General features: G+C 64.4%; 10 protein-coding genes. 8 read left to right on the forward strand and 2 right to left on the reverse strand.

Translation table 11 applies throughout. The features are described 5' to 3' along the window. On the forward strand, positions 1-1950 hold the full coding sequence (locus tag XH80_RS25640; protein ID WP_271600951.1) for a molybdopterin biosynthesis protein: 1950 nt from the start codon (positions 1-3) through the stop codon (positions 1948-1950). A 268-nt stretch (positions 1951-2218) separates the two neighbouring features. On the opposite strand, the gene mobA is transcribed toward XH80_RS25640, so the two are convergent. Continuing rightward, on the reverse strand, positions 2219-2854 hold the full coding sequence (gene mobA / locus XH80_RS25645; RefSeq protein ID WP_271601052.1) for a molybdenum cofactor guanylyltransferase MobA: 636 nt from the start codon (positions 2852-2854) through the stop codon (positions 2219-2221). A 1-nt stretch (position 2855) separates the two neighbouring features. Further along, positions 2856-3746 (reverse strand): formate dehydrogenase accessory sulfurtransferase FdhD, encoded by an 891-nt coding sequence (locus XH80_RS25650; protein ID WP_271600952.1) that lies wholly within the window; start codon positions 3744-3746, stop codon positions 2856-2858. A gap of 203 nt (positions 3747-3949) precedes the next feature. Between XH80_RS25650 and mobB the strand changes: the two genes are divergently transcribed. The 7 genes from mobB to fdhF all read left to right on the forward strand — a co-directional run bounded on the left by mobB (position 3950) and on the right by fdhF (position 13113). After that, positions 3950-4477 (forward strand): molybdopterin-guanine dinucleotide biosynthesis protein B, encoded by a 528-nt coding sequence (mobB, locus tag XH80_RS25655; protein WP_271601053.1) that lies wholly within the window; start codon positions 3950-3952, stop codon positions 4475-4477. A 9-nt stretch (positions 4478-4486) separates the two neighbouring features. Next, positions 4487-5743, forward strand: a complete 1257-nt coding sequence (locus tag XH80_RS25660) for a molybdopterin molybdotransferase MoeA (protein WP_271600953.1) — start codon at positions 4487-4489, stop codon at positions 5741-5743. Between the two features lie 45 nt (positions 5744-5788). Continuing rightward, a complete protein-coding gene (locus XH80_RS25665; RefSeq protein ID WP_271600954.1) occupies positions 5789-6052 on the forward strand; it encodes a sulfurtransferase TusA family protein in 264 nt (87 codons plus the stop codon). 318 nt (positions 6053-6370) lie between these two features. Continuing rightward, a complete protein-coding gene (locus XH80_RS25670) occupies positions 6371-8026 on the forward strand; it encodes an OFA family MFS transporter (protein ID WP_271600955.1) in 1656 nt (551 codons plus the stop codon). A gap of 86 nt (positions 8027-8112) precedes the next feature. Continuing rightward, complete coding sequence (locus tag XH80_RS25675; RefSeq protein WP_271600956.1) at positions 8113-8388, forward strand: hypothetical protein; 276 nt, start codon at positions 8113-8115, stop codon at positions 8386-8388. Between the two features lie 250 nt (positions 8389-8638). Continuing rightward, the gene (locus tag XH80_RS25680; RefSeq protein ID WP_271600957.1) at positions 8639-10348 is read left to right on the forward strand and encodes an NADH-ubiquinone oxidoreductase-F iron-sulfur binding region domain-containing protein; all 1710 of its coding nucleotides are present in this window, start codon (positions 8639-8641) and stop codon (positions 10346-10348) included. Next, positions 10345-13113: a formate dehydrogenase subunit alpha gene (gene fdhF / locus XH80_RS25685; RefSeq protein WP_271600958.1), complete on the forward strand. Its 2769-nt coding sequence runs from the start codon at positions 10345-10347 to the stop codon at positions 13111-13113. Before XH80_RS25680 ends, fdhF begins: the two co-directional genes overlap by 4 nt. Positions 13114-13254 lie beyond the last annotated feature (141 nt).

A 13254-nucleotide genomic window follows, 5' to 3' on the forward strand; every position in this document is an offset into this window, starting at 1 on the left:
ATGACGATGATCCCAAGGCCGCCAGATCGCAGCACGCTCGAGCAGGAGCAGTTTCTCAAAATCCTTTCGCGTGAGGAGGCGTTGGCGCGCTTCGATGCTGCGCTGTTTCCGCGTCCGGTCCCGAATGAGGCGCGCAAGCTCGCCGATGCGCTCGGTGCGGCCCTTGCTGAAGACATCACCGCGCCGATCGACGTGCCGCCGTTCGATCGCTCCAATGTCGACGGCTTTGCCGTGCGCTCGGCAGATCTTTCAGTCGCCGGCGAAGGCGCGCCCGTGCGGCTGGCGCTGAACGGCGAGACCATTCACTGCGGCACCGCACCTGTGCTGCAAGTGACGACAGGAACCGCAACGCCAATCGCGACCGGCGGCCCGCTGCCGCGCGGCGCCGATGCCGTCGTCATGGTCGAGCACACCCAGCCGTCCGGCCTCGCTGCGATCGATGTCCGTCGCGCAGTCTCGCCGGGGCAGTTCGTCTCGTACGCCGGCTCCGACATCGCGCGCAGCGAAGCGCTGCTGCGCGCCGGCACAATCATCGGCTCGCGCGAGATCGGCATGCTGGCGGCCTGCGGCATAGCCGAGGTCAGAGTCGCACGGAAGCCGCGGGTTGCGGTGATCTCCACTGGCGACGAGCTCGTGCAGCCCGGCGAGGCGCTTGCGCCGGCGGCGATCTACGACACCAATGGTGCGATCGTCGCAGCCGCGATCAACGAGAACGGCGGCGAGGCGATCTTCCTCGGTGCGATTCCCGACGACGAAGTCAGGCTGGAAGTGGCGATGCGTCAGGCGCTGGCGGATTCCGACATGCTGGTGCTGTCGGGCGGCACATCGAAGGGCGCGGGCGACCTGTCCCATCGCATTATCGATCGGCTCGGCCTGCCCGGCGTCATCGCGCATGGCGTGGCGCTCAAGCCCGGCAAGCCGCTGTGCCTTGCCGTGTGCGACGGCAAGCCGGTGGTGATCCTGCCGGGCTTTCCGACCTCGGCGATGTTCACCTTCCACGACATGATCGTGCCGGCGCTGCGCAAGATGGCCGGATTGCCGCCGCGCTCCGATGCCAAGGTGAGTGCGACGGTGCCGGTACGCATTGCCTCCGAGCTTGGCCGTACCGAGTTCGTCATGGTCTCGCTGGTCGAGGGCAAGGACGGGCTGATCGCCTACCCTTCCGGCAAGGGCTCAGGTGCGATCACATCCTTCGCGCAGGCCGATGGCTTTTTGCGCATCGATGCGCTCGCCGACCAGATGCCCGCGGGGACGAAGGCCGAGGTGACGCTGTTCACGCCGCATGTGCGGGTGCCTGATCTCGTCATCGTCGGCAGCCATTGCACCGGCCTCGATCTCGTCACCGCGCCGCTCGCCCATGCGGGCCTCACTGTGCGCTCGATTGCCGTTGGCAGTCTCGGGGGCCTGGCGGCGGCCAAGCGCGGCGAATGCGATCTCGCGCCGATCCATCTGTTCGACGACAAGACGGAGACCTACAACGCGCCATATCTCGTCGAGGGGCTCGAGCTCGCGCCGGGGTGGCGGCGAATGCAAGGCATTGTCTTCCGCAAGGGCGACAAGCGCTTCGAGGAGCGCGGCGCAAAAGAGGCCGTCGCTGCCGCGGTCGCCGACCCCGCCTGCATCATGGTCAACCGCAACCAGGGCGCCGGCACGCGTATCTTGATCGACCGCCTGCTCGGCGGAGCGCGCCCGGAAGGCTATTGGAACCAGCCGCGCTCGCACAACGCGGTTGCAGCCGCCGTCGCGCAGCACCGTGCGGACTGGGGCATGACCATTGCGCCGGTCGCCCATGCGGCCAATCTCGCTTTCATTCCGTTCGCGGAAGAGCATTATGATTTTGCCTTGGTGACCTCGCGCAAGCAGCGTCCGGCCGTGCAGGCTTTTCTCGATGCGCTCGGCTCGGAGGAGGCGCGTGCGGCGCTGCAGCGAGCCGGATTCCGGCCTGCCTAAAGCGCGTTGAGATTGGGTTCAATCGTCATCGCGCCTAAGCTCTTTGTTTGAGGATGATCTCCGCGCAAACGCGTTCCGCTGACGTCGCCAGGGAAAACCGCTTCACACTTTTCCGGATCATGCTCTAGACGACCGAGCCGATGCCGCTGGCCTGAGCGGCGCGCTCTCTCGCGCATTCCCGCTCCTCGGCTTCCGCATGGCTGATCCGGAGTGCGTCCCGATCAGTAGTCGCAGCTCGTCTCCATCCGGTTCGATGTTCCGTTAAATGCTAGGATGCCGCATCCAGTGCCGCGAGACGCTCGGCTGCAGTGATGTCCTCCACCGTGTTCGCATTGAAGAACGGATCGAGCGGCTCGGCCGGCCATGTTACTGTCGCAAGCGGATAGCGCGCGGTCCAGCGGTCGATCTTGCGGAGATCCTCGACGACCAGGGCGTGGCGCAGCTCGTCGCGCAAGGCGACGCGCCACAGGCCAATCACCGGATGCGACTGGTCGCCCGAGGCGGCGACCGCGAGCTGCGCGTTCTCCCGCGCCCGCGCCGCGTGGAGCCGTGCGACGAGGTCACGTGGCAGGAACGGGCAGTCCCCGGCGGCGCTGAGCACCCATTCGATCTCCGGCCGGTTTGCTGCGGTCCAGTCCAGTGCGGCCAAAATGCCGGCGAGCGGACCGGGGAAGCCGGGCACGTCGTCGGCAACAACCTGCAAGCCGAATGTAGCGAAACGCGCCGGATCGCCATTCGCGTTGAGGATCAATCCGTCGCACTGGGGCGACAGGCGCGCGATCACGCGCTCCAGTATGGTGCGGCCGCCGATGGTGCGCATCGGCTTGTCACCACCGCCCATGCGACGTGCCAGGCCGCCGGCGAGCAGCACGCCAAGAGTCGGCGGAAGGCTCGTTGGCGGAATGTTAGTCGTCACCACTTTCGCCCTTGCGCTTGTGCCTCGCTGATTCCTCTTCGACGTAAGCGAGATTCTGGTCGTAGACGATCCGCTCCTCGCCGGCGAGTGCGATGAAGCGTTTTCCGCGGGTGCGTCCGACCAGCGTCAGGCCGACTTGCCGCGCGAGATCGACGCCCCAGGCGGTGAAGCCGGATCGCGACACCAGGATCGGAATGCCCATGCGTACGGTCTTGATCACCATCTCCGAGGTGAGGCGGCCCGTGGTGTAGAGGATCTTGTCGCCGGGATCGACGCCGTGGCGGTACATCCAGCCTGCGATCTTGTCGACCGCATTATGGCGGCCGACGTCCTCGGTGTAGCAGAGCGGCTCGCCTTCCTTGCACAGCACGCAGCCATGGATCGCGCCGGCCTCGAGATAGAGCGATGGCATGGTGTTGATGGTTTGCGTCATCCGGTAGAGCCAGGAGGTGCGCAGCTCCGCCCTTGGCAGCGCGACGCTCTCGACCGCTTCCAACAGATCGCCGAAGGCGGTGCCCTGCGCACAGCCGGAAGTCTGCGTGCGCTTCTTGAGCCTGGCTTCGAAATTGGTGTGGTGTGAGGTGCGCACGACAACGACCTGAAGGTCGTCGTCATATTCGACCTCGGTGACCGCGTCGTTATATTTCAGCATGTTCTGGTTCAGCAAATAGCCGAGCGCCAGATATTCCGGATAGTCGCCGATCGTCATCATGGTGACGATCTCCTGGGAATTCAGGTAGAGCGTCAGCGGCCGCTCCATCGGCACCTTGATTTCGACCCTGGCGCCGGTCTGGTCAGTCCCGGTCACGCTCTGGGTCAGGCGCGGGTCGCCGGGGTCAGGGATAATCAGAGGCACCGGGGCCTTGTCGATCTTCATCATGGCCGCGACGTTAGCATGACATTCGCCCCAAGCCGATATAAGCATGCCGGGGAGTGGGCAAAATGCCTGCGTTCGTCAGTGCGAGCGAAGCGATCCGGCATCTTTCCTCGGAAGCACCCTGGATTGCTTCGCTGCGTTCGCAATGACGGGGAGAGGCCGGAGGTTCCATCTGCTCGCGAGCCGGTGGCGGAGATCGAATGGTTATGAAAGTCATCGGCCTTGCAGGCTGGAGCGGAGCGGGCAAGACCACGCTGTTGACGCGGCTGATCCCGCATTTCAACGCGCAGGGCCTGCGCGTCTCCGTCATCAAGCATGCCCACCATCGGTTTGACGTCGATGTGCCCGGCAAGGATTCGTGGCGCCACCGCGAGGCCGGGGCGGCCGAGGTGCTGGTGGCGTCGTCGAACCGCTGGGCCTTGATGCACGAGTTGCGCGGCGCAGCCGAGCCGCGGTTGCCGGAACTTCTCAGCAAGCTGTCCGCGGTCGATCTCGTCGTGGTCGAAGGCTTCAAGCGCGAGCCGCATCGCAAGATCGAGGTGCATCGGGCCGCCAATGCCAAGCCGCTGCTGTTCCCCGATGATCCCGGCATTGTCGGGATTGCCACCGACGCTGCGGTTGAAACCCGGCTGCCGACCGTCCATCTCGATGACATTGAGGCTGTAGCGGCTCTCATGCTGCGTGCCGCCATACAGGTCGAGGATGCGATGGCAAGAAGCGCGGCGACGCGCTGACGAGGCACCATGGCGCAACTGTCGGACGATTGCTTTGCTTTCGGCGGACCGATGATGTCGGTCGACGAGGCTGTTGGCCTGATCACGACCCGCGTCCACGCGATTGCCGACCTTGAGACGGTGGCGCTCGTGGATGCCGACGGGCGCGTGCTGGCGCGCGATATCGCGGCGCCGCTGCCGTTGCCGCCTTTCACCAACTCTGCCGTCGACGGCTATGCCGTCGGCGACGCGGATCTTCCGCGGGACGGGGAACAGGCCTTCCCGCTCGATGGCCGTATCCAGGCCGGCGGCCTTGCGCAGGCGCCGATCAAGCCCGGCCACACTGCACGCATCTTCACGGGCGCGCCGATGCCGCCGGGGGCCGGGACCGTCTTCATGCAGGAGGATGTCCGCATCGATGTATCAGGAAAGATCGTGCTGCCATCAGGACTGAAGTCGGGTGCAAACGTTCGGCCGGCAGGCGAGGATATCCCCGTTGGCCACATCGCGCTGCGAGCAGGCCTGCGACTGCGGCCGCAGCATGTTGCCCTTGCCGCCGCCTTTGGCCTGACCCGACTTGACGTCGTCAGCCGTATTCGCGTCGCCGTGTTCTCGACCGGCAACGAGCTGGCCTCGCCGGGCGAGCCGCGTGCGGCCTCGCAGCTGTTCGATTCCAATCGTTTCATGCTGATGGCGATGCTGCGCCGGCTCGGCTGCGAAGTCTCCGATCTCGGCATTCTCCGCGACGAGCGCGCCTCGCTCGCCAACGGATTGAAACAGGTGGCGGGCCACCATGATCTGATCCTCACCACCGGTGGCGTCTCGACCGGCGAGGAGGACCACGTCAAGGCGGCGGTCGAGAGCGTCGGCTCGCTCGTGCTGTGGCGGATGGCGATCAAGCCCGGCCGGCCTGTGGCGATGGGCATCATCGGCGGCACGCCGCTGATCGGGCTGCCCGGTAATCCCGTCGCAAGTTTCGTCACATTCGTTCACGTGGTGCGGCCAACCGTGCTCGCGCTCGCCGGCAGCCTGCCGGAGCCGCTAGCGCCGATCCCGCTGCGTGCGGCGTTCACCTATAGGAAGAAGCTGGGTCGCCGCGAATATGTTCGCGCCTCGTTGCGCCGCGCACAGGATGGCGCGCTGGAGGCAATCAAGTTCCCGCGCGAAGGAGCAGGCCTGCTGTCGTCATTGGTGGAGACCGATGGCCTCATTGAACTCGGCGAAGATATCACGCGCGTCGAACCCGGCGACAGCGTAGGTTTCCTGTCCTACGCCAACCTGCTCTGAGGCCCTCGCGTTGACGCAATCGATCCCTCCCGCCATGTTGCCCTGATGACCAGAACGACGCTTGATCTCACCGGGCTCAAATGCCCGTTGCCGGCCCTCAAGACGCGCAAGGCGCTGAAACCATTGCAGCCGGGCGATCAGCTCGAAGTCCTCTGCACCGATCCCTTGTCGATCATTGACATTCCGAACCTGATCCGCGAGACGGGCGACACGGTGGAGATCACCGAGCGCAACGAGGCGCGCATCGTGTTCTTGATAGAAAAAGCGAATGGCTCGATAAAAAGTGCCAATGGTGCGCTGCGTTCTTAGGCGCGTTACTGCGCTGATACCGACCTTTTGTCTATCGACATCGATCCCGGCTTCTGCCCCAATTGACTTTGTCCGCGCCGGCGCGGAGGTTGAATCGTGTCCGCGATACGCGGATCAGCGGGCCACGCACGAAGCCGTCACATCGTATCGGGCATAGAGTCCTGTTCGAGGGGTTAACTTTTCAGACATGCGTGACGGTCCTGGCGCGTGTTGGATGATTTTGCGGAGCAGCGGGGACCAGAGCTGCGCCGCAATGGGCTGAGGAACTGGATCGTAGCGGCAGTCTCGCTCAGAAGGGCGACTGCAGGGGAGGAGTGCATGACGACAATCGAGAGCGCGGGAAGGATTTCAGGCGCTGGCGCAGGAATTTTCGATCGCGAACATACGGTCGCAAAGGCAGGCTTCAACCGCTGGCTGGTGCCGCCGGCGGCGCTCTGCATCCATCTCTGCATCGGCATGGCCTACGGCTTCTCCGTGTTCTGGCTGCCGCTGTCGCGCGCGATCGGCATCACGCAGAGCAAGGCCTGCCCGGACATCTCGCTGTTTCAGGAGCTGTTCACCACCACCTGCGATTGGAAGGTCGCGAGCCTGGGGTGGATGTACACGCTGTTCTTCGTGCTGCTCGGCGTCTCCGCCGCGATCTGGGGCGGCTGGCTCGAGCGCGCGGGCCCGCGCAAGGCGGGTGCCGTCGCGGCCTGCTGCTGGGGCGGTGGTCTTCTGATCGGCGCCTTCGGCGTCTATGTCCACCAACTCTGGATCATGTGGCTCGGTTGCGGCGTGATCGGCGGCGTCGGTCTCGGTTTGGGCTACATCTCGCCGGTGTCGACGCTGGTGAAATGGTTCCCCGACCGTCGCGGCATGGCGACCGGCATGGCCATCATGGGATTTGGCGGCGGCGCCATGATCGGCGCGCCCCTCGCCAACCTCCTGATCAACTATTTCAAGACGCCGACCTCGGTCGGTGTCTGGGAGACGTTCGTTGCGATGGGCGTCATCTATTTCGTGTTCATGATGATCGGCGCGTTTGCCTATCGCGTGATCCCGGTCGGCTGGCAGCCCGAGGGCTGGACGCCGCCGAGCGAAAAGAAGTCGATGATCACCGAGCATCACGTGCATCTCGACAATGCGCACAAGACGCCGCAGTTCTGGCTGATCTGGTGGGTGCTCTGCCTGAACGTGTCGGCAGGCATCGGCGTGATCGGCATGGCCTCGCCGATGTTGCAGGAGATCTTCGCCGGCAAGCTGATCGGTCTGCCCGATGTAACTTTCAGCCAGCTCTCGACTGAGCAGAAGACCGTCATCGCCGGCATCGCGGCGGGCTTTGCCGGTCTGTTGTCGCTGTTCAACATCGCCGGCAGGTTCTTCTGGGCCTCGCTGTCCGACTATCTCGGCCGCAAGAACACCTATTACACGTTCTTCCTGCTCGGCATCGCGCTCTACGCGCTGGCGCCGACCTTTGCGGCAATGGGCTCGAAGCTGCTGTTCGTGGTCGGCTTCGGCATTATCCTGTCGATGTATGGCGGTGGCTTCGCGACCGTGCCTGCCTATCTCGCCGACATGTTCGGCACACAGTTTGTCGGTGCCATTCATGGCCGTCTGCTGACGGCATGGTCGACCGCGGGCATCATCGGCCCGGTCGTGGTGAACTACATCCGCGAGTTCCAACTCGCCGCCGGTGTGCCGCGCGATCAGCTCTACAACACGACGATGTACATCCTCTGCGCCATGCTGATCGCCGGCTTGATCTGCAACTATCTGATCAAGCCCGTCGATCCCAAGTGGAACATGAGCCAGGAGGAGGTCGCCCGCTTGCAGGCGGCCAGCGCGAAGAACGAAGCGGCGATCCAGCACGGCTCGTTTGGCATCGGCAGGGGCGGTCTGGATGCCAAGGCGGCGCTGTTCTGGGCTTTCGTCGGAGTTCCCTTGGCCTGGGGCGTCTGGAAGACGCTGGAGAGCGCGGTCAAGATCTTCTGATCGTAGATCCATGCCGCCGCGGAAGGTCACATGGCCTTCCGCGCGCATCTGTCGAATTGCTCAAGAACAGAATCTAGGGGGATTTCATGCTTCGCACCCGTATCTGCCTTGCCGCCATGATGCTGGCAGCAAGCCTTCACACCGCGTCCGCGCAGACCGCGACGGCGCCTGCACCTGCCGCAACGACCGACGCCAAGCCATCGGGCAAGATCAAGCTCACCATGCAGAAGCTGAAAGACATGAAGGCGAAGTGGGCCGCCAACAAGCCGAAGCTGAAGGCGTGTCGCGCCGAGGTGAAGGCCAAGGGGCTGATCGGCGATGACCGCTGGTTCTATATCCAGGACTGCATGGAGAGGACCTAAGCCAGGGTTCCACTTTGCGGTTGCGCGGAGGGTACGCAGAGCGGTGGCCTTCCCCGTAAAGCATTATAGAGTCTTTCTAAATTCTCTCTTGCATCTGGCATACCAGAGACTAGAGTCGGTTCGATCGGGTTCGATCCACTGTGCCGCGGAGACGCGGTTCCCGGATGATCGTGCCTAGAAAATCAGGGCGGATCGCGATGGTCATCCCGCCCGGAGATCATCGCGCTTTTGAGGAGAACGCGACGTTTCCATGAGCAGCAACGACGACGTTCACAAGGTCAGGGAATTCGAGCACCCGGGCGAGGGGCGCCGGCGCGCCAAGGCGACGCCCAAGGGGCGTCAGGTCGATCCGACCGCCGCGCATGAGATCGAGCAATTGCTCGGAGATCGCCCGCGGCGGCGCGATCTCCTGATCGAATATCTGCACCTGATCCAGGACACATATCACCAGATCTCGGCTGCGCATCTCGCCGCGCTTGCCGACGAGATGAAGCTCGCCTTCGCCGAAGTGTTCGAGACCGCGACCTTCTACGCGCATTTCGACGTGGTGAAGGAGGGCGAGCCTGATATTGCCCCGCTGACGGTCCGCGTCTGCGATTCGCTGACCTGCGCGATGCTCGGGGGAGAGAAGCTGCTTGCGGATTTGCAAGACGCCTCTGGGCCCGGCATCCGCGTGGTGCGCGCGCCCTGCGTCGGCCGCTGCGATACCGCGCCTGCCGCGGAAGTCGGACACAACTTCGTCGATCACGCGACCGTTGCCAATGTGATGGCTGCGGCGAAGGTCGGTGATACTCACGCGCATCTGCCTGATTATATCGATTACGACGCTTATGTTGCCGGCGGCGGCTACAAGCTGCTCGGCCGCTTGCGCTCGGGCGAGATGTCGACGGACGATCTCTTGAAGTCGCTCGACGATGCGTCGCTGCGCGGCCTCGGCGGCGCGGGCTTCCCGACGGGACGCAAATGGCGTGCTGTGCTGGGCGAGCCCGGTCCGCGGCTGATGGCGATCAATGGCGACGAGGGCGAGCCCGGCACGTTCAAGGACCGCTATTATCTCGAAACCGATCCGCATCGCTTCATCGAGGGCATGCTGATCGGCGCGCATGTGGTGCAGGCCTCCGACGTCTACATCTATCTGCGCGACGAATATCCGGCCTCGCGCGACATCCTCACGCGCGAGATCGCAAAGTTGCCTGCGGGCGGCCCGACATTGCACATGCGCCGCGGCGCCGGCGCTTACATCTGCGGCGAAGAGTCTTCGCTGCTCGAAAGCATCGAGGGCAAGCGCGGGCTGCCCCGCCACAAGCCGCCTTATCCGTTCCAGGTCGGCCTGTTCGGCCTGCCGACGTTGATCAACAACATCGAGACGCTGTGGTGGGTGCGCGACATCGTCGAGAAGGGCGCTGACTGGTGGAAGGGCCATGGCCGCCATGAGCGTCATGGCTTGCGCAGCTTCTCGGTCTCGGGGCGCGTCAAGAATCCGGGCATGAAGCTTGCGCCTGCGGGCATCACCGTGCGCGAGCTGATCGACGAATATTGCGGCGGCATGGCCGATGGCCACCAGTTCTACGCCTACCTTCCGGGCGGCGCGTCCGGCGGCATCCTGCCGGCGTCGATGGACGACATCCCGCTCGATTTCGGCACGCTCGAAAAATACGGCTGCTTCATCGGTTCCGCCGCGATCGTGATCCTGTCGCAAAAGGACAGCGTGCGCGCAGCCGCACTGAACCTGATGAAATTTTTCGAGGACGAGAGCTGCGGCCAGTGCACGCCGTGCCGCGTCGGAACCCAGAAGGCGGCGCTGCTGATGCAGAAGCCGGTCTGGAACCGCGCATTGCTGGAAGAATTGAGCCAGGCGATGCGCGATGCCTCGATCTGCGGGCTTGGCCAGGCGGCATCGAATCCGCTGTCCTCCGTGATCAAATATTTCCCTGACGAGTTCAAGGAAGCGGCCGAATGACCAAGATTACGTTCGAGCTCGACGGCAAGCAGGTCGAGGCCAGGCCCGGCGAGACGATCTGGCAGGTCGCCAAACGCCAGGGCCGCGACATCCCGCATTTGTGCTATTCGCCCGCACCAGACTATCGGCCCGACGGCAATTGCCGCGCCTGCATGGTCGAGATCGAGGGCGAGCGGGTGCTGGCGGCTTCGTGCAAGCGCACGCCGTCGGTCGGCATGAAGGTGAAGACCGAATCCGCGCGCGCGACCGCCGCGCAGAAAATGGTGATGGAGCTGCTTGTCGCCGATCAGCCGGCGCGCGAGACCAGCCACGATCCGGATTCGAAGTTCTGGCACTGGGCCGAGACCACGGGCGTCACCGAGAGCCGCTTCCCGGCTGCCGAGCGTTGGGAGACCGACGCCAGCCATCCGGCGATGCGGGTCAATCTCGATGCCTGCATCCAGTGCGGCCTCTGCGTGCGCGCTTGCCGCGAGGTCCAGGTCAATGACGTCATCGGCATGGCCTATCGCAACCATAGTTCCAAGATCGTGTTCGACTTCGACGATCCCATGGGTGAGTCGACCTGCGTTGCTTGCGGCGAATGCGTGCAGGCCTGTCCGACCGGCGCGCTGATGCCGGCCGTCATGCTCGACGACAAGCAGACCCGCGTGACTTACGCCGACAGGAAGGTGGATTCGCTCTGCCCGTTCTGCGGCGTCGGCTGCCAAGTCACCTACGAGGTCAAGGACGAGAAGGTGATTTATGCCGAGGGCCGCGATGGCCCCGCCAATCATAACCGTCTCTGCGTCAAGGGTCGCTTCGGCTTCGACTACATCCACCATCCGCATCGTCTGACCAAGCCGCTGGTGCGGCTGCCGAATGCGAAGAAGGATGCCAACGACCAGGTCGATCCGGCCAATCCCTTTACCCATTTCCGCGAGGCAAGCTGGGACGAGGCGCTCGACATCGCCGCCAAGGGCCTCGTCAAGATCCGCGACGAGAAGGGCGTGAAGGCGCTCGCCGGCTTCGGCTCGGCCAAGGGCTCCAATGAGGAGGCCTATCTGTTCCAGAAGCTGGTCCGCACCGGCTTCGGCTCGAACAACGTCGATCACTGCACCCGGCTATGCCACGCCTCGTCGGTCGCGGCGCTGTTCGAAGGCCTGAGCTCCGGCGCGGTGTCGGCGCCGTTCTCGGCGGCGATGGACGCGGAAGTGATCTGGGTGATCGGCGCCAATCCGACCGTCAACCATCCGGTGGCCGCGACCTTCATCAAGAACGCGGTCAAGCAGAACGGCGCAAAACTGTTCGTGATGGATCCGCGCCGGCAGTCGCTGTCGCGTCACGCCACCAAGCATCTGCAGTTCAAGCCCGGCTCCGACGTCGCCATGCTGAACGCGATGATCAACACGATCATCACCGAAGGCCTGACCGACGATCAGTACATCGCGGGCTACACCGAGGGCTTCGAGGACCTCAAGGAGAAGATCAAGGAGTTCACGCCGGAGAAGATGGAGCCGATCTGCGGCATCCCGGCGCAGACGCTGCGCGAAGTCGCGCGTACCTATGCACGCGCCAAATCGTCGATCATCTTCTGGGGCATGGGCATCAGCCAGCACGTCCATGGCACCGACAATGCGCGCTGCCTGATCGCGCTGGCGCTGATCACCGGCCAGGTCGGCCGGCCCGGCACCGGCCTGCATCCGCTGCGCGGCCAGAACAACGTGCAGGGCGCCTCCGACGCCGGCCTGATCCCGATGTTCCTGCCGGACTACCAGCCGGTCGGTCGCGACGATCTGCGCGGCGCTTTCGAAAAGCTGTGGCAGCAGGATCTCGATCCCGTCCGCGGCCTGACCGTGGTCGAGATCATGAACGCGATCCATGCGGGCGAGATCAAGGGCATGTATATCGAGGGTGAGAATCCCGCGATGTCCGACCCCGACTTGCAGCATGCGCGCCAGGCGCTCGCGATGCTCGATCATCTCGTGGTGCAGGATCTCTTCGTCACCGAGACCGCGTTCCACGCCGACGTCATCCTGCCGGCCTCGGCGTTTGCCGAGAAGGACGGCTCCTTCACCAACACCGATCGCCGCGTCCAGCTCGCGCGTCAGGTGATCAAGCCGCCGGGCGATGCGCGGCAGGATCTCTGGATCATCCAGGAGATCGGCAAGCGCATGGGCCTGCCGTGGAATTATGCCGGCCCGGGCGATGTCTACACCGAGATGGCGGAGCTGATGCCGTCGCTGAAGAACATCAGCTGGGAGCGGCTGGTGCGCGAAGGCGCCGTCACCTATCCGGCCGATGCTCCCGACAAGCCCGGCAACGAGATCATCTTCACCACGGGCTTCCCGACCGCGAGCGGTCGCGGCAAGATCGTGGCGGCCAAGGTCATCCCGCCGGATGAGCTTCCGGACGATGAATATCCGATGGTGCTGTCGACCGGCCGCGTGCTGGAGCACTGGCACACCGGCTCGATGACCCGCCGCGCCCAGGTGCTAGACCAGATCGAGCCCGAGGCGGTGGCGTTCATGTCGCCGAAGGACATGCGCAAGAAGAAGCTCGTGCCTGGCGATTTCATTCGGCTCGAGACCCGCCGCGGCGCGGTCGAGGTCAAGGTGCGGTCGGATCGCGACGTGCCTGAGAACATGGTGTTCATGCCGTTCTGTTACGCGGAAGCGGCGGCGAACCTGCTCACCAATCCGGCGCTCGATCCGTTCGGCAAGATCCCGGAGTTCAAGTTCTGCGCGGCGAGGGCCGAACGGGCGGAGATGCGCGACGCGGCGGAGTAGCATCAGGCGAAAAACAACCCCATGCACAGTAGGACGGGGTTGAAAGGCTTGAGGAATTTTCGGTCTTACCGAAAAATGCTTGCGGCGTCGGGCAAAACACCTGTATAAAGGCATGATCACCAACAGCGCCGGGCATCGCCG

This window comes from Bradyrhizobium sp. CCBAU 45384 (genome assembly GCF_028128665.1).
In the GTDB taxonomy this organism is placed as follows: Bacteria; Pseudomonadota; Alphaproteobacteria; order Rhizobiales; family Xanthobacteraceae; genus Bradyrhizobium; species Bradyrhizobium manausense.